The 20359-nt window shown below is 71.7% G+C and carries 22 protein-coding genes; 9 read left to right on the forward strand and 13 right to left on the reverse strand.

The genetic code is table 11. From position 1 onward, the window contains the following. Nucleotides 1–86 precede the first annotated feature (86 nt). The 5 genes from ACXKZB_RS13700 to ACXKZB_RS13720 form a co-directional block, all read right to left on the reverse strand. Nucleotides 87–380 (reverse strand): Dabb family protein, encoded by a 294-nt coding sequence (locus tag ACXKZB_RS13700; protein WP_123313860.1) that lies wholly within the window; start codon nt 378–380, stop codon nt 87–89. Beyond that, nucleotides 377–631 carry a glutaredoxin family protein gene (locus tag ACXKZB_RS13705; protein ID WP_111084287.1) on the reverse strand — a complete coding sequence of 85 codons (255 nt, stop codon included), beginning with the start codon at nt 629–631 and terminating at the stop codon, nt 377–379. Before ACXKZB_RS13705 ends, ACXKZB_RS13700 begins: the two co-directional genes overlap by 4 nt. Nucleotides 632–715: 84 nt before the next feature. Then, complete coding sequence (locus ACXKZB_RS13710) at nt 716–814, reverse strand: 30S ribosomal protein bS22 (protein WP_003792170.1); 99 nt, start codon at nt 812–814, stop codon at nt 716–718. 128 nt (nt 815–942) lie between these two features. Further along, entirely contained in the window at nt 943–1137 is a 195-nt protein-coding gene (locus ACXKZB_RS13715) for a helix-turn-helix domain-containing protein (protein ID WP_022902482.1), read from the reverse strand. A gap of 100 nt (nt 1138–1237) precedes the next feature. Beyond that, the gene (locus tag ACXKZB_RS13720; RefSeq protein WP_123313861.1) at nt 1238–1753 is read right to left on the reverse strand and encodes an ArsR/SmtB family transcription factor; all 516 of its coding nucleotides are present in this window, start codon (nt 1751–1753) and stop codon (nt 1238–1240) included. 74 nt (nt 1754–1827) lie between these two features. Here ACXKZB_RS13720 and ACXKZB_RS13725 point away from each other — a divergent pair, with 74 nt between their 5' ends. Beyond that, on the forward strand, nt 1828–3261 hold the full coding sequence (locus ACXKZB_RS13725) for a TrkH family potassium uptake protein (protein WP_340197443.1): 1434 nt from the start codon (nt 1828–1830) through the stop codon (nt 3259–3261). A 22-nt stretch (nt 3262–3283) separates the two neighbouring features. After that, nucleotides 3284–3949 (forward strand): potassium channel family protein, encoded by a 666-nt coding sequence (locus ACXKZB_RS13730; protein ID WP_123313863.1) that lies wholly within the window; start codon nt 3284–3286, stop codon nt 3947–3949. Nucleotides 3950–3963: 14 nt separating this feature from the next. Here the strand turns inward: ACXKZB_RS13730 and proC are convergent, their stop codons facing one another. Next, nucleotides 3964–4794: a pyrroline-5-carboxylate reductase gene (gene proC, locus ACXKZB_RS13735; RefSeq protein ID WP_488823481.1), complete on the reverse strand. Its 831-nt coding sequence runs from the start codon at nt 4792–4794 to the stop codon at nt 3964–3966. A 64-nt stretch (nt 4795–4858) separates the two neighbouring features. On the opposite strand from proC, the gene ACXKZB_RS13740 reads away from it, so the two are divergent. Further along, the gene (locus ACXKZB_RS13740; protein WP_340197441.1) at nt 4859–5815 is read left to right on the forward strand and encodes a cation diffusion facilitator family transporter; all 957 of its coding nucleotides are present in this window, start codon (nt 4859–4861) and stop codon (nt 5813–5815) included. Here ACXKZB_RS13740 and ACXKZB_RS13745 read toward each other — a convergent pair. Then, nucleotides 5796–6230, reverse strand: a complete 435-nt coding sequence (locus tag ACXKZB_RS13745; RefSeq protein ID WP_123314085.1) for a nucleoside deaminase — start codon at nt 6228–6230, stop codon at nt 5796–5798. The genes ACXKZB_RS13740 and ACXKZB_RS13745 overlap by 20 nt on opposite strands. A gap of 76 nt (nt 6231–6306) precedes the next feature. On the opposite strand from ACXKZB_RS13745, the gene upp reads away from it, so the two are divergent. The 5 genes from upp to ACXKZB_RS13770 all read left to right on the forward strand — a co-directional run bounded on the left by upp (nt 6307) and on the right by ACXKZB_RS13770 (nt 11816). Next, nucleotides 6307–6942 (forward strand): uracil phosphoribosyltransferase, encoded by a 636-nt coding sequence (gene upp / locus ACXKZB_RS13750; protein ID WP_071290729.1) that lies wholly within the window; start codon nt 6307–6309, stop codon nt 6940–6942. Nucleotides 6943–7439: 497 nt separating this feature from the next. Continuing rightward, nucleotides 7440–8210 carry a winged helix-turn-helix domain-containing protein gene (locus tag ACXKZB_RS13755; RefSeq protein ID WP_488823482.1) on the forward strand — a complete coding sequence of 257 codons (771 nt, stop codon included), beginning with the start codon at nt 7440–7442 and terminating at the stop codon, nt 8208–8210. Nucleotides 8211–8503: 293 nt separating this feature from the next. Then, the gene (locus ACXKZB_RS13760; RefSeq protein WP_123313867.1) at nt 8504–9016 is read left to right on the forward strand and encodes a MarR family winged helix-turn-helix transcriptional regulator; all 513 of its coding nucleotides are present in this window, start codon (nt 8504–8506) and stop codon (nt 9014–9016) included. Continuing rightward, nucleotides 9013–10362, forward strand: a complete 1350-nt coding sequence (locus ACXKZB_RS13765) for a cryptochrome/photolyase family protein (RefSeq protein ID WP_488823483.1) — start codon at nt 9013–9015, stop codon at nt 10360–10362. The genes ACXKZB_RS13760 and ACXKZB_RS13765 overlap by 4 nt, the downstream gene beginning before the upstream one ends. Further along, on the forward strand, nt 10359–11816 hold the full coding sequence (locus ACXKZB_RS13770) for a serine hydrolase domain-containing protein (RefSeq protein ID WP_488823484.1): 1458 nt from the start codon (nt 10359–10361) through the stop codon (nt 11814–11816). The genes ACXKZB_RS13765 and ACXKZB_RS13770 overlap by 4 nt, the downstream gene beginning before the upstream one ends. A 55-nt stretch (nt 11817–11871) precedes the next feature. Here ACXKZB_RS13770 and ACXKZB_RS13775 read toward each other — a convergent pair whose 3' ends face one another. Continuing rightward, nucleotides 11872–12843, reverse strand: a complete 972-nt coding sequence (locus tag ACXKZB_RS13775) for a carbohydrate kinase family protein (protein WP_488823485.1) — start codon at nt 12841–12843, stop codon at nt 11872–11874. A 152-nt stretch (nt 12844–12995) separates the two neighbouring features. Between ACXKZB_RS13775 and ACXKZB_RS13780 the strand changes: the two genes are divergently transcribed. Continuing rightward, nucleotides 12996–13571 (forward strand): hypothetical protein, encoded by a 576-nt coding sequence (locus ACXKZB_RS13780; protein WP_488823486.1) that lies wholly within the window; start codon nt 12996–12998, stop codon nt 13569–13571. Between the two features lie 84 nt (nt 13572–13655). Here ACXKZB_RS13780 and ACXKZB_RS13785 read toward each other — a convergent pair whose 3' ends face one another. The 5 genes from ACXKZB_RS13785 to ACXKZB_RS13805 form a co-directional block, all read right to left on the reverse strand. Further along, complete coding sequence (locus tag ACXKZB_RS13785; RefSeq protein ID WP_111084300.1) at nt 13656–14270, reverse strand: superoxide dismutase; 615 nt, start codon at nt 14268–14270, stop codon at nt 13656–13658. Nucleotides 14271–14314: 44 nt separating this feature from the next. Further along, complete coding sequence (locus ACXKZB_RS13790) at nt 14315–14824, reverse strand: flavin reductase family protein (protein ID WP_111084301.1); 510 nt, start codon at nt 14822–14824, stop codon at nt 14315–14317. A 235-nt stretch (nt 14825–15059) separates the two neighbouring features. Then, nucleotides 15060–16583: an MFS transporter gene (locus ACXKZB_RS13795; protein ID WP_488823487.1), complete on the reverse strand. Its 1524-nt coding sequence runs from the start codon at nt 16581–16583 to the stop codon at nt 15060–15062. A 596-nt stretch (nt 16584–17179) separates the two neighbouring features. Next, the gene (locus tag ACXKZB_RS13800; RefSeq protein ID WP_488823488.1) at nt 17180–18211 is read right to left on the reverse strand and encodes a LacI family DNA-binding transcriptional regulator; all 1032 of its coding nucleotides are present in this window, start codon (nt 18209–18211) and stop codon (nt 17180–17182) included. Then, complete coding sequence (locus tag ACXKZB_RS13805; RefSeq protein WP_488823489.1) at nt 18190–20226, reverse strand: aldo/keto reductase; 2037 nt, start codon at nt 20224–20226, stop codon at nt 18190–18192. Before ACXKZB_RS13805 ends, ACXKZB_RS13800 begins: the two co-directional genes overlap by 22 nt. Between the last annotated feature and the right edge of the window lie 133 nt (nt 20227–20359).

A 20359-nucleotide genomic window follows, 5' to 3' on the forward strand; every position in this document is an offset into this window, starting at 1 on the left:
GTGCAGAAGACGCCGCCTCCGAGTTCGGGAGGCGGCGTCTTCTGCACGGCGGGCGCGAGCGCCGGGGGCGGGACGGGAGGCCCGGCTCAGCGCTCCCAGTCGATGGCGGCCCGCCCCGTGACCAGTCCACGGATCTCGGCTGCGGCGGCCTGGTGGTCCGGGTGCACCTGGTACTCGTCGAGCCCCGCGAGGTCGTCGAACGACGCGACGACGGCGACGTCGCTGTTCTTGTCCGGGTAGGCGACGTTCTCGACGACCTCGAGCGAGCGGATCGACCCGATGGTGCCGGTCAGGCCGGTCAGGAGTTCGCGGATCCGGGCGATGGACGCGGCGCGGTCGAGGTCCTCGCGCAGGGTCCAGGCGACGACGTGGGAGATCATGCGGAGGCACCGGCCTTCTCGAGGGCACGTGCGAGCCGATCGGCGTCGACGTGCCAGTTGCTGTGGACGCGCCCGTCGACCAGCACGACGGGGATGTCCTCCGCGTACTCCTGGCGGAGGGCGTCGTCGTCGAGGATGGAGCGTTCCTGCAGGGTCACGCCGGGGTGTTCGGCGACGACGCGCTCGACCACGGGTCGGGCGTCGTCGCAGAGGTGGCATCCGGGCTTCGTCAGGAACGTCACTGCGGGCATGGCTCCAGCGTAGTCCGCGGCCCGCGTCCCCTGGGGAATGCGAAAGCCCCGGCGAACCGGGGCTTGACGCTGCAGGCTCGGGGCCTACTTCTTGTTGCGACGCTGGTGGCGCGTCTTGCGAAGCAGCTTGCGGTGCTTCTTCTTCGCCATGCGCTTGCGACGCTTCTTGATGACAGAACCCATGTGGACCTCGCTCGGACTGTGCTGATGTATCGGACACCGGGCCGTCGAGACCGCGGAAAATCAACCCGGCCGAGTCTACCGGAGGGCTGACGCGATGTCGAACGCGCCCGGAACGGACGTGCGTGCGCTCAGCCGACGTCTGCGATGCCACCGCGCAGCACGTCGGCGACGGCTGACTCGGGGACACGGAAGGACCGGCCGAAACGGATGGCGGGGAGCTCACCGGCGTGGACCATGCGGTACACGGTCATCTTCGAGACACGCATCATCTCGGCGACCTCAGCGACGGTGAGGAAACGCACGTCGTCGAAACTGCCGGTCATGATCCGCCTTCGGTGGCTCGCACGCGATCCGCGCACGGGTTTGGTGTGACCTGTGTGGTCACTGGCAACTGTAGAGGCGCGTGCGACCCAGTGTCCAGGCTCAGTCTTCGTCCCCACGGCGGGTGAAGCGCTTGCGGCTGCGGTCGACGACGCGCTCCCAGCCCTGCTGCGCGCCGGAGATCGCCGCGGTGGCCCGGTAGGACGCCTCGGCCATGACACGCCCGAGCTCGGTGCCGACCTCGACGGTGGCCTTGCCGGCCGCACCGTTCCGGCGCACCGACACGGGTTGACCATCGGGGGTCCACGCCGTGGTCGCGGGCATGCCGTCGGCGTCGACCGCGCCGGTGAACGGCAGGACCCAGTCCTCCAGGGACACGAGCGGTTCCGGGTCGAGCCGGTAGAAGCGGTGCTGCCCTTCCTCGCGGCTGGTGACGAGGCCGATGTCGCGCAGGACGCGGAGGTGCTTCGACACCGTCGGCTGGCTGACGCCCAGTCGTTCGACGAGCTGCCCGACGCTGAGTTCCCCGCCGGTGACGTCCGATCCGTACGCGGCGAGGAGGGTCCCGAGCAGCTCACGCCTCGTGGGGTCCGCCACGACGGAGAAGATGTCGGCCATGCGGGCAAGGCTAGCCGGGGCACCTCGGATGTACCATGACGAACCGTCCCGGCCCATGTCCTCGGAGGCATACGATGCTCGACCGTACCGAGCCGCTCCCGCGGCACGTGACCGTCACCCGACGACGGGGCGGACGGATCGCGACGGTCCTGCGATCGTCGCCGTCGCGACTGGCGATCGTGGTGTTCATCGCCCTCATCTTCGTGTTCACGGCGCTGTTCATGACCCCGTGGGCCGCCGCGGACCGGACCGGCACGCACTTCTCGGACGCGCTGTTCACGGCGGCCTCGGTGGTGTGCGTCACCGGCCTCGCGACCGTCGACATGGCGACCCACTGGTCGGTGTTCGGCAAGGTCCTCGTGGTGATCGGCACGCAGATCGGCGCGGTGGGCGTGCTGACCTTCGCGTCGATCCTCGGGCTGTTCGTGACCCGCAAGCTCGGGCTCCGCGCGAAGCTGATGGCCGCGGGTGACTCGAACCCGCTCCGCACCCACCACGGCGCCGTGCCCGAGGGGCAGGCCGTCCGCCTCGGTGAGGTCGGCACCCTGCTCGCCACGGTGGCCGTGAGCACCCTGTCGATCGAGATCGTGCTCGGCCTGCTGCTCCTGCCGTCGGTGCTGATCGCGGGCATCCCGTTCTGGACCGCGGTCGGCGACTCCTTCTACTACGCGGCGATGGCGTTCACGAACACCGGCTTCTCGCCCAACGCGGACGGCCTCGACCCGTTCGCCCACGACTACTGGTTCCTGACGCTCCTGATGATCGGCGTCGTGGCGGGATCGATCGGGTTCCCCGTCATCCGTGCCCTGACGAAGCAGCTCCGCACGCCGCGCCGCTGGCCGATCCACGTCAAGCTGACCCTGGCCACGAGCGCGGTCCTGCTCGTCGGCGGTGCGATCGTCTACACCGCGCTCGAGGCCTCGAACCCGACGACCTTCGGCGAGGAGGGTGCCGGGCGGACGGCGTTCCAGGCGCTCTTCCTGTCGACGATGACCCGCTCCGGCGGGTTCTCGCTCGTCGACTTCGACCAGCTGAACGGATCGAGCCTGCTCGTCACCGACATGCTCATGTTCATCGGTGGCGGCTCCGCGTCGACCGCCGGCGGCATCAAGGTCACGACCCTCGCGGTGCTGTTCCTCGCCGCGGTGGCCGAGGCCCGCGGCCGGCAGAGCATGGAGGCGTTCGGGCGCCGCATCCCCAGTGACGTGCTGCGGGTCGCGGTCGCCATCGTGCTCTGGGGAGCGACGATCGTGGCGGTCGCGACCGTGGTGCTCCTGCAGATCACGGACGACTCGCTCGACCGCGTGCTGTTCGAGGTGATCTCGGCGTTCTCGACCAGTGGTCTGTCCTCCGGCGTGTCCGCGGACCTGCCCGAGTCCGGCAAGTACGTCCTGGCCGCCACCATGTTCCTCGGCCGGGTCGGTACAGTGACCATCGCCGCAGCCCTGGCCGCGAGTCAGAGCCGGCAGTTGTTCCGCCGTCCCGAGGAGAGGCCGATCGTTGGCTGACCGAACCCGTCCCCCGCACCCGATGGGTGCGATCAGTCACGACGCACCCGTGCTCGTCATCGGCCTCGGCCGCTTCGGCGCCGCCACCGCCGGTCAGCTCGAGCGGCAGGACCGCGAGGTCCTCGTCGTCGACACCGACGCCGGCCTGGTGCAGAAGTGGTCCGACCGGGTCACGCACGCCGTGCAGGCCGACGCGACCGACATCGACGCGCTGCGGCAGATCGGTGCCCAGGACTTCGCGATCGCGGTCGTCGGGACGGGCAGCGACCTCGAGTCGAGCGTGCTGATCACGGCGAACCTCGTCGACCTCGGCATCCCGCAGATCTGGGCGAAGGCCATCAGCCGCTCGCACGGCACGATCCTGTCCCGCATCGGTGCGAACCACGTCGTCTACCCGGAGCGTGAAGCCGGGGAGCGCACCGCACACCTGGTGTCCGGGCGCATGCTCGACTTCATCGAGTTCGACGACGACTTCGCCGTGGTCAAGATGTTCCCGCCACGGGCCGTGCGCGGGAAGGACCTCGCCACCACGGTGATCCGCACCCGGTTCGGTCTGACGGTGCTCGGCATCAAACCGCCCGGGAGCCCGTTCGTGCCGGCGACGCCGGAGAGCATCATCGGCGAGGACGACGTGATCATCGTCTCGGGTTCCGAGACCGACCTGGAGCGCTTCGCGGCGTTCGAGTAGGTCCGCCCGCGCCCCTACGACGCGGCGATCTCCTCCGCGCGCGCGACCGCGGCGCGCGACGCGCGCAGAAAGGTGTCGGCCAGGTCGGCATCCTGCAGCACCGCGACGGCCCGCTCGGTGGTGCCCTTCGGGCTCGTGACGGCACGCCGCAGGTCGGCGGGCTCGCGATCCGACCGGTCGAGCAGCTCCACGGAGCCGCGCAGCGTGCCCTGCACCATCGTGGCCGCCTGGTCCGGGGTGAAGCCGAGCGCCTCGGCGGCGCGCTGCCACTCCTCGACCAGCAGGAAGACGTAGGCCGGACCCGAACCGGACACCGCGGACAGGGCGTCGAGCTGCGTCTCGGGCACCTCGATCACCTGTCCCGAGGCGGTGAACACCGACGACGCGAGCGCGACGGCGTCGGAGTCCGCGGACGCACCGGCGCTGACCCCGGTGACGCCGTGGCCGACGCCGATGGGCGTGTTCGGGAGCGCACGGACGACACGCACACCGGCCGGCACCCGCGACTCCATGCTCGCGGTGGTGGTGCCGACCGCCACGCTGACCAGCACCGCACCGGGCTCCAGGTCCGCGGCGACCTCGTCGAGCAGGTCCGCGATCATGTACGGCTTCACGCCGACGACGACGAGCGCCGCGCCACGGACAGCACGGCGGTTCGCATCGGGGTCGGTGTCGCTCGCGGTGGCGTCGAGCCCGCGCTCCCGGTGGGCGGCGGCCGACCCCTCGGACTTCGTCGTGAGGGTCACCGTCGCCGGGTCGAGCCCGGCGGCGAGCAGGCCGTCGAGGACCGAGCCGGACATGGAGCCGACGCCGAGCAGGGCGGTACGGGGCAGGTCGATCGTCATGCTCCCGACCCTACCGACCGGCCTCGCCTAGGATCGTCTTCCAGATCGGGAGAAGGGGACAGCTGTGAGCGCTTCTGGAGGCACGAAGGCGATCCTCGCCGCACTCGGTGCGAACGTCGGCATCGCGATCGTGAAGTTCATCGCGGCCGCGATCAGCGGGTCCGCGTCGATGCTGGCCGAGGGCGTGCACTCCCTGGCCGACTCCGCGAACCAGCTCCTCCTGCTGCTCGGCGGACGCCGTGCCCGTCGCGCCGCCGACGAGGAGCACCCCTTCGGCTACGGGCGCGAACGCTACGTGTACGCCTTCGTCGTCTCGATCATCCTGTTCTCCGTCGGCGGGGTCTTCTCGCTCTACGAGGGCATCGAGAAGCTCGCCCACCCGCACCCGCTCGAGAACTGGTGGCTGCCGCTCGTCGTGCTCGTCATCGCGATCGGGCTCGAGGGCTTCTCGCTCCGCACGGCGCTGAAGGAAGCCCGGCCGCAGAAGGGCACGCAGAGCTGGGTGCAGTTCGTCCGTCGCGCCAAGGCCCCGGAACTCCCCGTCGTGATGCTCGAGGACACCGCTGCCCTGCTCGGTCTGGTCTTCGCCCTGTTCGGCGTCGGGCTGACCGCGATCACCGGCAACGGGGTCTTCGACGCGATCGGCACCATGCTCATCGCCGCCCTGCTCATCGCCGTCGCGGTCGTCCTGGGCATCGAGACGAAGAGCCTGCTCGTCGGCGAGGGTGCCACGGCCGCCGACGTCGAGCGGATCAAGCACGCGGTGCTCGACGGCCCGGAGGTCGACGCGATCATCCACATCAAGACGCTGTACCTGGGCCCGGACGAGCTCATGGTCGGCGTGAAGGTCGCGGTCGACGGCGACCGCCGCCTGGGGGACGTCGCCGCCGGCATCGACACCGTCGAACACCGCGTGCGCACCGCGGTGCCGATCGCCCGGGTCATCTACGTCGAACCCGATGTGCTCCGCACCGGTCCGCGTCCGCCGACCGAGGCGATCGTCATCCTCGCCGCTGACTGAAGAAGGCGTCGAGCAGCGCGGCGCACTCGCGCTCGAGCACGCCGCCGACGACCTCGGAGCGGTGCGGCAGCCGGCGGTCCCTGGCGATGTCGTAGACGCTGCCGGTCGCGCCCGCCTTGGGGTCCCAGGCACCGAACACGACCCGCGGCACGCGCGCTGCGAGGATCGCCCCGGCGCACATCGGGCACGGCTCGAGCGTCACGACGAGCGTGTGCCCGTCGAGGTGCCAGTCCCCCGTCACCGCGGCCGCCGCACGGAGCGCGAGCACCTCGGCGTGCGCGGTCGGGTCCTGCAGTGCCTCGCGCTCGTTCCGGCCGACGGCGACGACCACGCCGTCGCGGTCGAGCACCACCGCGCCCACGGGGACGTCCCCGGTCGCCAGGCACGCGCGGGCCTCGTCGAGCGCGCGTTCCATCGCCGGGACGAACGGACGGGCAGCGGGCGCTTCCACGGGACCTCCTGGCGGTCGGCAGCACGGTAGGCTCGACCCTATGCGAGTCCACGTCGCCGACCACCCGCTCATCACCCACAAGCTCTCGGTGCTCCGCGACCGGACCACACCCTCCCCCACGTTCCGCGCCCTGACCGAAGAGCTCGTCACGCTCCTCGCGTACGAGGCCACGCGCAACGTCCGGGTCACCGCGACACCCATCGACACCCCCGTGGCGCACACCATGGGCGTCTCGATCGCCAAGCCGCGTCCGCTCGTCGTCCCGATCCTGCGTGCCGGTCTCGGCATGCTCGAGGGCATGGTCAAGCTCGTGCCGACGGCCGAGGTCGGGTTCCTCGGCATGGCCCGCAACGAGGAGACCCTCGAGCCGCAGACCTACGCCGAGCGCCTGCCCGACGACCTGTCCGGCCGGCAGTGCTTCGTGCTCGACCCGATGCTGGCCACCGGTGGCACCCTCGCCGCCGCCATCGACTTCCTGTTCGCCCGCGGCGCCGAAGAGGTCACGTGCGTGTGCATCCTCGGCGCGCCCGAGGGACTCGCGATGGTCGAGCAGGCCGTCGGCGACCGCAACGTCTCGATCGTGCTCGGGGCCCTCGACGAGAAGCTCGACGAGAACGGGTACATCGTCCCCGGTCTCGGCGACGCCGGCGACCGCCTCTACGGACTGGCCGAGTAGGCAGTCGACGTCACCCACGATCGACGGGAGGCCCGTGGCGACACCGCCACGGGCCTCCCGTCGTCCGTCAGCCCGGTCCACCGCCGCCGGTGCGCGGAACGCACCGTCCGCTCGGACGGTTGACACCGCCTTGGTATACCGCCGATACTCGTCCCATGACTGCAACCGTGTCCACCCGCGTCCTCTCCGAGGCCCAGGGGACTGCCGGCATGATGATGCCGGTCGCCGTCATGCGTTGTCGAATGTGTGCCTGATCGGCACCCGTTCCAGCCGGATCCCCCGCGACACCACCCCGGTCGCGAGCGTGTGATCCCCGGGTGACGGACACCGTCGACGACGCGCACCACGTCACGAGGTCTGTCTCCCGTTCCCCCGGGTCCGCCCCGGTCCACAGCAGGACCGCAGGGCACGACGGCACCCAGCCGTACCCGGGTCGACGCATTCGACACCGCCGCACGCGCCACACGCGCACCGGCCACATCGCCCGGAGAACCACCATGTCGCTCACCATCGCCCAGCCCCGCACCGCGCTCCGCACCGCCGCTCCGGCGCCGACCGACCTCGGGACCGTCACCCCGATCCGGCCCCGTCCCGCGAAGCCGGCCACGACCGGCCAGACCGCCGTGCCGACCAGCCCGGTCGTCGCACCGCAGCGGAACCGCTCCCTGCCGGAGGGCACCGAGGCCCGTGGCTTCGCGCTGTACGTCGGGATCGACGAGGCGAAGGCGGCAGCAGCCGGCACCACGCTCGCGGCCGTCGTCGAGCAGCTGAAGGCGCTGACCGCGCAGCTCGTCCCGAACTCGGAGACGTACGCGGCCGTCGCCGTCGCCGCGGAGCAGTCCGGCGGCCGCGACGTCGACGTCGTCCGGCTGGCGTTGCAGGACCGCTCCGCCGTCGCCGCGCGCAAGCAGGCCGAGAAGCCCGAGCCGGAGGAGACCGGGGTCGTCATCGACATCTCCCGGAAGCGCGTCACCCTCGACGGTGAAGCAGCACCCCTGACGTACAAGGAGTTCGAACTCCTGCAGTTCCTGGTGCTCCGCGAGGGGCAGACGGTGGACCGCTCGGCGATCATCGACGGTCTGTGGTCGGACGGCGAGGACGAGACCCCGAACGAGCGCACCATCGACGTGCACGTGCGCCGTCTGCGCTCCAAGCTCGGCGCGTTCGAGGAGATCGTCCGCACCGTGCGCGGCGTCGGGTACCGGTTCGACCGGCACGCCGACGTGGCCGTCCGCTACGCCTCGACGCCGTCGCCCGACCTCTTCTGATCCTGATCGGTCGCTCTTGGTGAACTCGCAGCGAACGACCCACGGAGAGGCTAGCGCGCCGTTACCGCTTCGTTATACAGTCGGATGCGCAGACGGTGTTTGCTGTGGCACCGGCTGCGGAATGTGATTGCAGGAAACTCTTGGTGCAAGGGAGAGGGCCGGTCGCTCGGAAGAGCGGCCGGCCCTCGTGCACGTCGGGCTGGTGCATGTCGACCCTCGTGCATGTCGAACCCGCCCCTGTCGGGGGCCGTCGGTAGTGTGGACGGACCGTCCGACCAGAGGGGAGCGCGATCGTGAGCGACTCACGCCGCAGCGAGAAGGCGACCGCCGTCGCTGCCTGGGAATCACTGTTCCGCGCCCAGGTCACCGTGATGCGGAGCCTCAACGCGGACTTCCCCGGCGGCGAGATCTCCTTCAACGAGTACGACGTCTGCTTCAACCTGTCGACACAACCCGGCCGGCGCTGCCGCATGCGTGACCTCACCGGTCACCTGCTCCTCACCCAGCCGAGCGTGAGCCGCCTGGTCGATCGCCTGCTCGCCCGCGGGATCGTCGAGAAGCAGCCGGACCCGTCCGACGCCCGCGGCGTGATCGTGGCGCTCACCCCGCACGGGTTCGACGTCTACCGCCAGGTGGCCGTGCAGCACGCGGCGAGCATCGCGCAGCAGGTCGGCGCCGGGCTCTCCGACGCCGAACTCCGCACCCTCACCGAGCTGTGCACGAAGCTGCGGCTCGCGGTCGGCACCGCCCCGGGCCGACGACCCGTCGCGCGGACGGTCTCCGAGTCGGATCCGGCACCGGTGTGACCGGCGCACTGGTCTGGCTCCGCGACGACCTGCGACTGGCCGACAACCCCGCGCTGCGCGCTGCGATCGACCACGGCGGCGACGTCACGGTGGTCTACGTCCTCGACGACGAGTCCCCCGGCATCCGTCCCGCCGGCGCCGCCAGCCGCTGGTGGCTCCACCACTCGCTCACCGCCCTCGACGGCGAACTGCGCGACCGTGACTCGCGGCTGGTGCTGCGACGGGGCGCGGCCGCCGCGGAGATCGACGCCCTCGTCGCCGAGTCCGGAGCGGACGCCGTGTTCTGGAACCGTCGGTACGGTCCCGCCGAACGCGAGGTCGACGCCGGCATCAAGAACACGCTGCACGACCGCGGCATCGAAGCGCACAGCTTCGCGGCGAACCTGCTCTGGGAGCCGTGGACCGTGCTCACGGGTCAGGGCGAACCGTACAAGGTGTTCACCCCGTTCTGGCGCGCCGCCCAGGCGATGCCCGAACCGCGGCACCCGCTCCCGAAGCCCCGGGACCTGCCCGCACCCGCCCGGGTCACGAGCGACGACCTGGACCAGTGGGACCTGCTGCCGACCCGTCCCGACTGGGCCGGCGGACTCCGAGACGCCTGGGAACCCGGCGAGCACGGCGCCCACCAGCGGCTCGAGCACTTCGTCACCCACGCGCTCGAGGACTACGACCAGCGGGACGAACCCGCCATGGCAGCCACGAGCGACCTGTCCCCGCACCTGCGCTGGGGCGAGGTCAGCCCGTACCAGGTGTGGCACCGGTTGCACGGAGCGCTCGAGCCGGAGCAGCGCAAGAACGCCTCGGCCTTCCTGCGGCAGCTGGCGTGGCGCGAGTTCAACTGGAACGAGCACTTCCACTGCGAAGACATCACGACGGTGAACGTGCGTCGGGAGTTCGACGCGTTCCCGTGGCGGGACGCCCCGGCGGCCGAGGTCGACCGGTGGCGCACCGGCACGACCGGGTTCGACCTCGTCGACGCCGGCATGCGGGAGCTGTGGCACTCCGGCGCCATGCACAACCGCGTCCGGCTGGCGACCGCGAGCTTCCTCGTCAAGAACCTGCTCGTCGACTGGCGCGTGGGCGAGCAGTGGTTCTGGGACACCCTCGTCGACGCCGACTCGGCCAACAACGCCGGGAACTGGCAGTGGGTCGCCGGGTCGGGCTTCGACGCGGCGCCGTACTTCCGCGTGTTCAACCCCGACCGGCAGCTCGAGCGGTTCGACCCGCACCGTGAGTACGTGCACCGATGGGTCCCCTCGGACGAGCTCCGGCCCGAGCCGATGGTCGACCTCAAGGCGACGCGGCAACGCGCGCTCGACGCCTACGCAGAGATGCGTCGGTCGTGACCCCGTGGGACGCCGCCGTCGCGCAGGTCGACGCGCTCTTCCGTGACCGTGTCGACCGCGGCGTCGCTCCGAGCAGCGCGTGGGGTGTGTTCGACCGGGCGGGTCTCGTCGCCTCCGGGGGCCACGGCGACCGTGGCGACGGGCAGCGACCCGATGCCGACAGCGTCTACCGGATCGCGTCGTGCACCAAGAGCGTCACCGCGGCGACACTGCTGACGCTGGTCTCCGACGGCCACCTGGACCTCGACGCACCGGTCACGGCGTTCGTGCCGGCGTTCGGTGCCGTGCACCTGCCCACACCGGACTCCCCCGTGCCGACCGTACGGATGCTGTTGACCATGTCGGCCGGGTTCCCCACCGACGACCCCTGGGCGGACCGGCAGGAGTCAATCAGCGACGCCGAGCTCGACGACGTCCTGCACGGCGGGCTGTTGTTCGACTCCGTGCCCGGCACCCGGTTCGCGTACTCGAACCTCGGCTACGCCCTGCTCGGTCGGGTCGTCGCCGTCGTCTCCGGCCGCCCGTTCACCGAGGCTGCACGCGACACGGTGCTCCGGCCGCTCGGTCTCGACCACACGGTGTTCAGCGCGGCCGAGTCACCGGGGCCGGTCGTCACCGGGTTCCGTCCGCACGACGGCGACTGGGACCCCCTGCCGATGACCGGCCCGGGGGCGTTCTCGTCCATCGGTGGCCTGTTCTCCACCGTCCGCGACCTCGCACGCTGGGCGACGCACCTGGCATCGGCGTCGTCCGACACCCCGGAGCCCGGACCGGTCTCCCCCGCCGATCGCCGGCTCATGCAGCAGGCGATGCGGGTCGTGCCGTCGTCCGTGGTCCCCGGCTCGTCGCGCGCCACGGCGTACGGCTTCGGGCTGTTCGTCGAGCAGGACGACCGGTTCGGCGAACTCGTCTCGCACTCCGGCGGCTACCCCGGGTTCTCGGCGCACATGCGGTGGTCCGCGCAGACCGGCCTCGGTGTCGTCGCGTTCGAGAACGCCACGCAGGCGAAGGTCTCGGCCGCGGCGCAGCAGGCACACGACCTGCTCCTGGAGACCGCGCGGTCGACGGCGTCCCCGGCACTCGCCGGTGCGGGCACCGGACCCGCGCGCCGCCCCGGCACCGACCCGACCATCCGGGCGACGCGAGCCGCGCAGACCGCCGTGACGGGCCTCCTGGCCGACTGGCGCGACGACGTGGCGGACGCGATCTGCACGCCGAACGTGGCGATGGACGTCCCCTACGATCGCCGCCGACGCGCGATCGCAGCCGCCGTCGCCGAGGTGGGGGCGGACCTGGCCGCTGCTCCCGTCGCCGAGCAGTCGTCGACGCCGTCGCACCTGCGCTGGTGGCTGCCCGGCACCTGCGGACGCCTGCGCGTCGAGATCCGGCTCGCCCCGTCGTCGACCGGTCGCGTCCAGACCCTCACCGTCGTGGCGGAGCCAGCAGAGGGCTGACCGGGCGGAACGTGCCGGTCGTGACCGCGGCCGGCTCGAGCACCGGCCCCGGCCGTCACACCGGCGGTCGGCCGCCGACGAACCCGAGCGCCCGGGCGGCGACCCGGGTGCCCTCGCGCGCCGCCGCTCCGACCCGCACGGGATCGGTCGCCCACGCCCGCACGAACCCCGCGGCGAACGCGTCGCCGGCCCCGACCGTGTCGACGACCGTCGCCGGTGTCGCGGCGACGCGGTGCACGCTCCGACCACGCCGCCCCACCAGCACACCGTCGGCGCCCACCGTGACCACCACCAGCGGGACGTGCTCGGTCAGTCGCCGCACCGCGTCGTCGAGGTCGGTCGACCCTGTCAGTTCGAGGGCCTCCTGCCGGCCGGGGAAGAGGACGTCGACACCGGCGAGGGCGTCGAGGAAGGCGGGAGCACCGACCGACCGGACGATGGCCGCCGAGGACGGATCGAGCGACACCCGGGCCGGTCCTGTCCGGGCGCGGGCGACCAGGGCGGCGATGCGGTCGGCGCCGCCCCCGAGCATCGCGTGCCCGGTCAGGTGCACGATGTCCGCACGTCGGGCCACGGCGTCGGGGACGTCGGCGGCAGTGAGCTTCCCGCTCGCGGCCGGGTCGGACATCGCCGTGCGGCCGCTGTCGTTGCGCACCGACACCACGACCCCGGTGGAGGTCATCGCGTCGTAGCGTAGGTGCGGTCGGACGCCGGCGTCCTCCAGCGACCGCTCGTGCCGGTAGACGTCGTCGACGCCGACCCGGGCGACGAGGTCCACCTCGGCGCCGAGCCAACCGAGCCAGGCAGCGGTGTTGCCGGCGGCGCCGGTCGGGCGGTGGCGGATCACGGCTGCGGGATCGTGGACCCCGATGGTGTGCGCGGTGGTCTGCACGAGCACGCCGTCCAGGACGTCGCCGATCACCAGGAAGCGTTTTCCGGCACCCCGACGGCGCCCCGCGACCACCCGTCCGGCACGGGTCCCCTCGGGCTGCGACACGGGCACGGAGGCCTCTTGCGGCGTGGACATCTGCCTCAGTCTACGCGGAACCGAGTATTGCTCCGTTTTCGCGCCCCAGCAGCCGGTCCGCGCGGTGACCGTCGGACCGAGCGACCGGTAACATACTCCATGACACCGGCGGTCGATCGCGTGACCGCCGCCGCCGATCCGACGGAGATGCCATGCCCCGGAAGCCCGACCCGACGCTCAAGCCGGCGATCCTCGAGAAGGTCACCCTGCACCTGCTCGACACCAAGCTCGAGGACGTCTCGGTGCGCAGCCTCGGTCGCGTCCTGGGCACGAGCGCCTACCCGATCGTCTACCACTTCGGCTCACGCGACGCGCTCATCGACTCGGTCGTCGAGCACCTGGCCGACACGGTCTGCCACGCCGCACTCGATCCCGGCGCGGACCGCGCTGCGCTCGGCGACTACCTCGTGGCCACCTTCGGCGGGCTCGGCGATCCGCACCGCGCCCTCGCCGCGCGGCTCACCTTCGAGCTCGGGTCGGTCGAGGCGCTGGACGGCCGCACCCGACACCGCGGTCTGCACCGAGACCGCGTCGCCGCGGTCACCGCGTGGTGCCTCGCGCACGGCTACGACGCCGCGGCAGCCGACCGCGCCGCACACGACGCCGTCATGGCCGCCCGCGGTGCGCAGTGGAGCACGATCGTCGACCGGGAGCGCACCGACGCCGACGCCGCACTCCGCGCGATCGCCGATCGGCTCGCCGCGGGCGCATCCGTTCCCGCGGCCTGATCCACGAACGGGAGGCACGGTGCCAGCTGGCACCGTGCCTCCCGTTCGTCCGTCGGTCGCGTCACGCGACCCGCGGTCGGTGGATCAGAGCGTCACGAACGACTGCGACTTCGCGTTGGCGAAGCGCGCCGCGACGTTCTCCCAGTCGACGATGTTCCAGACGGCTTTGACGTAGTCCGCCTTGACGTTGAGGTAGTCGAGGTAGAAGGCGTGCTCCCACATGTCGAGCAGGAAGATCGGCACGAGACCGAACGGCACGTTGGCCTGCTGGTCGAACAGCTGGAACGTGGTCAGCTTCTGGCCGACGGTGTCCCAGGCGAGGACGGCCCAGCCGGAGCCCTGGATGCCGTTCGCGACGGCGGCGAACTGCGCCTTGAAGGTGTCGAACGAGCCGAAGAACTCGTCGATCGCCGCGGCGAGCTCACCCTCGGGGACCTTGGTGTCCGGGCCGAGGTTGGTCCAGAAGATCGAGTGGTTGACGTGCCCACCGAGGTGGAACGCCAGGTCCTTCTCGAGCTTGTTGATCGCACCGAAGTTGCCCGACTCGCGCGCTTCACCGAGCTGCTGCAGTGCGGTGTTCGCTCCGGTGACGTAGGCCTGGTGGTGCTTGTCGTGGTGCAGCTGCATGATCTTGCCGCTGATGTGCGGCTCGAGTGCGGCGTAGTCGTACGGCAGCTCCGGCAGGGTGTACTCAGCCATGTGAGGTCCTTTCGATCAGTGGGTTGCGGATGGGATTCCGCGGCTCACGAGAGCCGGGAACGATCGGTGAGGGAGTGGAATTCCCGGTTGTGGTAGACCAGCGGCTCGCCGTGCTCGAGGCCGACGACGATGTCGAGGACCTCGGCCACGACGACGGTCGAACTGCCGATCGGGGTCGTGGAGAGCGGACGGCACCGGAGCGCGCTGGCGGCGCTGGGCAGGTAGCGGTCACCCGAGGGCAGCGTGCCCCAGATCGGGTCGTCCGCGGTCGGGCTGCCGGTGGAGGCGAAGCGTCGCGCGAGGGCGACGCTCAGCGAGTCGACCAGGTGGACGACGAAGACGGGTGCGCCGAGCACGACCCCGGCGGACCCGGAGTTCGTGGAGAGCGAGAACACGAGCACCGGCGGGTCGACCGCCACGCTCGCGACGCTCGAGGCGGTGAGTCCGGTCGGACCGTCGGGCCCCTCGGCGGTGATGACGGCGACGCCGGCCGGGTGCCCGCGGAACGCGGACTTGTACGCTTCGGCGATGTTCGCCGGGGCTTCGTCGGGCATGGTGTTCGTCGTCGTTCCTTCGCGCGGGGTGAGCCGTCACTGGGCGGCCATGTCCCAACGTATGACCTGAACCATGGTTGAGGTCAACGATTCACAGGTTCGACCGCTCCCGGGCGTGCCGGATGACGCCGCGTGACGCGTCGCGCGCCCCCGCGGAGGCTGCTTCGTGAGCAGAAATGGTCGAGTCGCTCGCGACGACCCGACCATTCCTGCTCACGAAGCGCGCGGCCCGCACTCAGCGGCGCTTGAGCATGACGACGGCACCCGCGGCGGCGATCACCATGAGCACCGCGGCGACGCCGGCAGTGATCGTCACGCCGGAGTCGAACGCGGCCCGCGCCGATTCGAGCAGCGCCTGACCGGTCGGTCCGCCGAGGGACGACGCGGCGGACACCGCGCCGCCGAGCGTTTCCTGCGCAGCGGTGTGCGCGGTCGAGCTCAGCCCGCCCGGCACCACGACGTGCGCCCGGTAGGTGGTCGCCAGGATCGTGCCGAGGACGGCCGTACCGAGCACCGCGCCGATCTCGTACGCCGTCTCGGACATCGCCGACGCTGCACCGGCCTTGTCCGCCGGAGCGGTCGAGATGATGAGGTCGTTCGTGACGGTCTCGGACGCGCCGATCCCGATGCCGAGCAGCACGAACGCGAACGCCAGAGCGGCGATCGACGCGTGGTGCCCGAGGACCGCCACGAGGGCGTACGCGGCCGCCGAGAAGAGCAGCGAGACCGACACGACCCAGCGCGGTGCGACGCGGGCGACGACCGGCACGACCACCAGTCCGGCGACGATGGTGAGCACCGATCCGGGGATGAGCACGACGCCCGAGGTGAACGGGTCCAGACCCGCGACGAGCTGCAGGTGCTGCGCGATGAAGAACAGGAAGCCGGTCAGCGAGAACATCGCCATCAGGTTCATGAGCACGCTGCCGGTGAACGCCGTGCTGCGGAACAGCCGCAGGTCGAGCATCGGCGTGCGGGAGCGCAGCTGCCGGCGGACGAACGCGATGCCGCACACGACCCCGACGGCGAGCATGGCGACGGCGAACCCGCGCTCCTCCGGGTGCACGACCGACTTGATCGCCCACGCGGTCGGCGCAAGCGCGCCGAGGGACAGGAACATGCTCGGCACGTCCACCGGACCGGGCATCGGGTCGCGCGACTCGGGCACGCAGAACGGGACGCCGACGAGCATGAGCACGAGGATCGGCACCGCGATCAGGAAGACGCTGCCCCAGCGGAAGTGCGCGAGCAGCGTGCCACCGACGAGCGGGCCGAGGGCGTTGCCGGCCGCGAACATCGTCGACCAGACGGCGAGCGCCATCCGCCGCTCCCCCGCGTCGACGAAGACGTTGCGGATGATCGACAGCGTCGCGGGCATGAGCATCGCGCCGAACACCCCCATCGCGATCCGGGCGGCGACGAGCATCCATGCGTCGGTCGCGAAGCCCGCGGCGACGGAGAACAGCGCGAAGCCGGTGGCCCCGACCACCAGGATCCGACGGCGGCCGATGCGGTCACCGATGCTGCCCATCACCACGAGCAGGCCGGCCAGGACGAGCGGGTACGCGTCGACGATCCAGAGCTGCGTGGTGGCGTCCGGGTTGAGCGCGCGGCTGATCGACGGCAGCGCGAAGCTCAGCACGGTGTTGTCCACCGAGATGAGCAGGACCGGCAGCATGAGCACGGCGAGCGCGAGGAACCGTCGGGCACGGCTCCCGGTGACACGGGTGGCGACGGGGCTGGTGAGCAGTGCGGACACGGCGGACTCCTGGGACTTCGAGCCGGACCTGGTCGACGGCGGGGCGGTGCGTGGGGCAGACGAGACGGGACGCGGGATGGACACGCGCCCCGTCAGGACTCCGCCAGTGTACCGTCTGGACGGTTATGGTTGCAAATGCAACCAACAGGCTGACGGGAGGCCCGTGGCGGGCCCGCCACGCGCCTCCAGTCCGGCGACTGGTCACGCCCACGGCGGGAGGCTGGAGCTGCGGGTCGACCCGCGTCCGGTGCCGGGGTCCCGGTGCCGGAGTTCCGGTGCCCGGGTACTGGTGCCGGGGTTCCGGTGCCGGGGTACCGATGCCGGGGTACTGGTGCCGGGGTACCGATGCCGGGGTACTGGTGCCGGGGTTCCGATGCCGGGGTACCGGTGCCGGGGTACTGGTGCCGGGGTTCCGGTGCCGGGGTTCCACCACACGCCGCGTGGTCTCTGCCCGGGTTCCGATGTCGGGCGGCCCGAGCACCGACATGCCGAGATTTCGGAACCTCGGGGGCAGGGCGCGGCCGCGGGGCAGGGCGGGGTGGGGTGGGGCGAGGCGGGCGGGGTGCGGCGGGGTGGGGTGGGGCTCGCGGCCGTCGTCAGGCCGAGTCGCGGACCAGCAGGCTGTGGCGCACGGTGCGCTGCACTCCGGGGCCGTGCCGTGGCAGCTCGCCGGCGAGCATGCCGAGGGCGAGGCCGAGCGCCTCGCGCGCGACGGCGTCGAGGTCGACCGCCAGGGTGGTGAGCGTCGGTGACACCAGCGCGCCGAGCGGCAGGCCGTCGACGCCGACGACCCGGACGTCACCCGGGACGTCGACGCCCGCACGCCGACACGCCTGCAGCACGCCGAGCGCCATCACGTCGTTGAACGCGAGGATCGCGTCGAGCCGGCGCTTCCGGGCGAGGATCCGCACGGTCTCCTCGGCACCGCACTCGGCCGTGGCGTGCGGCGCGTGCACGAGCTCCGGCAGGTAACCCCGGCGGCGGAGGGCGTCCAGCATGAGCCCGCCGCGTGCGCTCGTCTGGTCCGGCGACGAGTTGTCGAGCACGACCGGGTGCCGCACCCCGGTCGCCACCAGGTGGTCGGCGAGGGCCTCGATCGCGTCGGCGGGGTCGATCCACACGGCCGCCGTCGGCGGGTCGGAGGACGGGTCGAGCTCGACCATCGGCACGTTGCCGAGGACCTCGCTCCACCGGTGCCGACGCGAGCCGAGGTAGCCGATGACCACGTCGGTCTGCGCGCCGAGCGCCTGGACCATCCGGTCCGCGTCGCTCGCCAGGTCGACGTCGGCGAGCATGACGTTCCACCCCTGCTCGGCGGCGAGCCGGAACACGGCGGAGGCGAGCTGGGGCGTGTAGGGGTTCCGCAGGTCGTTCACGACGAGTCCGAGCTGGTGGTCGCCGCCGGTGACCAGCCCACGGCCGAACCGCGACGGCCGGTAGTCGAGCGCCGCCGCGACGGCGAGCACCCGTTCCTTCGTGGTCGCGCTGATGCCGGACATGCCGTTCATCGCACGCGTGACGGTCTGCCGGGACACCCCGGCAGCCGCGGCGACGTCGATGATCGTCGCGCGGCCGCCGGGGTGCGGTCCGTCCGGTGGCGACTGGGTCAGTCGCGGAGGTCCAGCCATGCCACCTGTTCCGGGGTGAGGTCGACGGAGAGGCCCGTCATGGACGATCGGGCTTCCGCGATCGTACGGGGTCCGAAGAGCGGGAACGTCGGGAACGGCTGGTTCAGCACGTACGCCAGGGCGATCGCCGTGGCGGGGACGCCGAACCGGTCGCCGAGCTCCCGGGCGCGACGGAGCCGCTCGAAGTTCTCGTCGCTGTAGTAGCAGCGGACGAGCTCGGCGTCGCTGGTGTCCTCGGGCGTCGCGCGGCCGGTGAAGAAGCCGCGGGCCTGCGACGACCACGGCAGCAGCGGGACCTGACGCTCCTCGAGCCACGCCTTCGACGCGGCGTCGGTCGCGTGCTCGCAGCCGTCCCACGGCACGTCGTACGCCTCGGCCAGGCCGAAGTGGTTGCTGAGGACCTCGAACTCGTGCTTCCCGTTCGCCCGGGCGTAGGCGTTGGCCTCGTCGAAGCGTGCCGGGGTCCAGTTCGACCCGCCGTACACGCGGATGCGGCCGGCGCGGCGGTGCTCGTCGAGGACGTCGACGAACTCCCCCACCGGGATGTCCGGGTTGTCGCGGTGCATCATGTAGATGTCCGCGTAGTCGGTGCCCTGGCGCTCCAGGCTCTCGAGCAGCTGCTTCGTCAGGGACTCCGGGTCGCAGAACGGCGTGTGCGCGCCCTTCGTGATGACCACCACGTCCTCACGGACACCACGGTTCTGGATCCACTTGCCGAGCCGGCCCTCGAGCACGCCGCCGCCGTAGATGTAGCCGGTGTCGAAGACGTTGCCGCCCTGCTCGACGAACAGGTCGAAGATCGCGCTGGCGTGCGCCAGGTCGGGCTGGTTGTCGACGCCCATGACCAGGCGGGACAGCCGCTTGCCGACGCCCGGGATCTCGCCGTACTTCATGGGGTTGCCGTCCTGGACCCGGAGCGGCCGACCGCTCACGGTGGGGATGTCCGCGGTCTCGGCCTCGAACGGGTACCGCAGGCCGATCGCGGCGCGCCACTTGTCGAGGGTGCGGGCGGTTGCGAGCGACTCGTCGATCGTCATCTGCGACGCCTCGACCGCACCGGCACGCAGCGCGTCGGTGGTGGCGTCTGCCTCGCGGGCGTAGGGGTGCTCGCCCGCGAACGACAGCGAGCGCGGGCCCTCGTCGACGGTGCGGATCTCGATGGTGGGGTCGTCGCCGAGGGTCCACGGGTCGGTGAGCACGATGCGACCGCGCGAGCCGTACACCGTCACGGCGTTGTCGTCCTGCACGAAGACGCCGGTGCGGACCGACGCCGTGATCCCGCCCTTGTAGGTGAGCTGCGCGACGGTCCACTCGTCGACGCCGGTCGGCCCGAGGGTCCCGGTGGCGGTCAGCTCCGTCGGCTCGGCGACGGCGACACCGGTCGCGGCCTGCACGATCGCGGCGGCCATCGTCACCGGGTACCCGCCGACGTCGAGGATCCCGCCGCCGGCGGTGTCGACGTCGAACAACCGGCCGGTCCGCTCGCCGGTGCGGAACGCGAACGAGGCGTCGATGTGCGTGACCTCGCCGACGACGCCGTCGCGCACGAGGTCGAGCAGTGCGGCGGTCTGCGGGTGGAAGCGGTACATGAACGCCTCGACCAGCGGCAGGCCGGCCTGGCGCGCGGCGTCGGCGAGCGCCATGGCGGTGCCGTGGTTCGGGGCGAGGGGCTTCTCGCACAGCACGGCCTTGCCGGCTTCGAGCGCGGCGAGGACGAGCCGGGCGTGACCGGTGTGCACGGTCGACACGTAGACGGCGTCGACGCGCGGGTCGGCGAGGATCTCGTCGTAGGTCGCGGCGGAGACGTCTGCGAACCCGAGCTGCGCGGCTTCGTCGGCGAAGGTCTGCGCCCGTTCGGTGGACGAGCTGCCGGCGGCGACCAGGGCACCACCGCTCGCGGGCAGCTGGGAGAGGAAGCGGCGGGCGATGCCCCCGGGGCCGAGGACGGCCCAGCCGGGGCGGTCGGCGACCGTCGGAGTCGTGGTGCTGGCGGTGTTCGCGGTCTGCGCTGACATGCGGATCCTTGTCGTCTCGTGAACCTTCACGGTCACGACGACGCTAGTGCCACACGCACGGTGGATCAATGCGTGCGTGCTCCACACGGCGTGTCCCACGGACCATGCTCCGGACCGCTTCGTGAGCGTTCAC

It is taken from the genome of Curtobacterium sp. ABR8, assembly GCF_057812125.1.

Excerpts from the sequence above, each read along its gene's own strand:
- ACXKZB_RS13700 (WP_123313860.1), bottom strand. The coding sequence starts at position 380 with ATGATCTCCCACGTCGTCGCCTGGACCCTGCGCGAGGACCTCGACCGC.
- ACXKZB_RS13705 (WP_111084287.1), bottom strand. The coding sequence starts at position 631 with ATGCCCGCAGTGACGTTCCTGACGAAGCCCGGATGCCACCTCTGCGAC.
- ACXKZB_RS13710 (WP_003792170.1), bottom strand. The coding sequence starts at position 814 with ATGGGTTCTGTCATCAAGAAGCGTCGCAAGCGCATGGCGAAGAAGAAG.
- ACXKZB_RS13715 (WP_022902482.1), bottom strand. The coding sequence starts at position 1,137 with ATGACCGGCAGTTTCGACGACGTGCGTTTCCTCACCGTCGCTGAGGTC.
- ACXKZB_RS13720 (WP_123313861.1), bottom strand. The coding sequence starts at position 1,753 with ATGGCCGACATCTTCTCCGTCGTGGCGGACCCCACGAGGCGTGAGCTG.
- ACXKZB_RS13725 (WP_340197443.1), top strand. The coding sequence starts at position 1,828 with ATGCTCGACCGTACCGAGCCGCTCCCGCGGCACGTGACCGTCACCCGA.
- ACXKZB_RS13730 (WP_123313863.1), top strand. The coding sequence starts at position 3,284 with ATGGGTGCGATCAGTCACGACGCACCCGTGCTCGTCATCGGCCTCGGC.
- proC (WP_488823481.1), bottom strand. The coding sequence starts at position 4,794 with ATGACGATCGACCTGCCCCGTACCGCCCTGCTCGGCGTCGGCTCCATG.
- ACXKZB_RS13745 (WP_123314085.1), bottom strand. The coding sequence starts at position 6,230 with ATGGAACGCGCGCTCGACGAGGCCCGCGCGTGCCTGGCGACCGGGGAC.
- upp (WP_071290729.1), top strand. The coding sequence starts at position 6,307 with ATGCGAGTCCACGTCGCCGACCACCCGCTCATCACCCACAAGCTCTCG.
- ACXKZB_RS13755 (WP_488823482.1), top strand. The coding sequence starts at position 7,440 with ATGTCGCTCACCATCGCCCAGCCCCGCACCGCGCTCCGCACCGCCGCT.
- ACXKZB_RS13775 (WP_488823485.1), bottom strand. The coding sequence starts at position 12,843 with ATGTCCACGCCGCAAGAGGCCTCCGTGCCCGTGTCGCAGCCCGAGGGG.
- ACXKZB_RS13780 (WP_488823486.1), top strand. The coding sequence starts at position 12,996 with ATGCCCCGGAAGCCCGACCCGACGCTCAAGCCGGCGATCCTCGAGAAG.
- ACXKZB_RS13785 (WP_111084300.1), bottom strand. The coding sequence starts at position 14,270 with ATGGCTGAGTACACCCTGCCGGAGCTGCCGTACGACTACGCCGCACTC.
- ACXKZB_RS13790 (WP_111084301.1), bottom strand. The coding sequence starts at position 14,824 with ATGCCCGACGAAGCCCCGGCGAACATCGCCGAAGCGTACAAGTCCGCG.
- ACXKZB_RS13800 (WP_488823488.1), bottom strand. The coding sequence starts at position 18,211 with ATGGCTGGACCTCCGCGACTGACCCAGTCGCCACCGGACGGACCGCAC.
- ACXKZB_RS13805 (WP_488823489.1), bottom strand. The coding sequence starts at position 20,226 with ATGTCAGCGCAGACCGCGAACACCGCCAGCACCACGACTCCGACGGTC.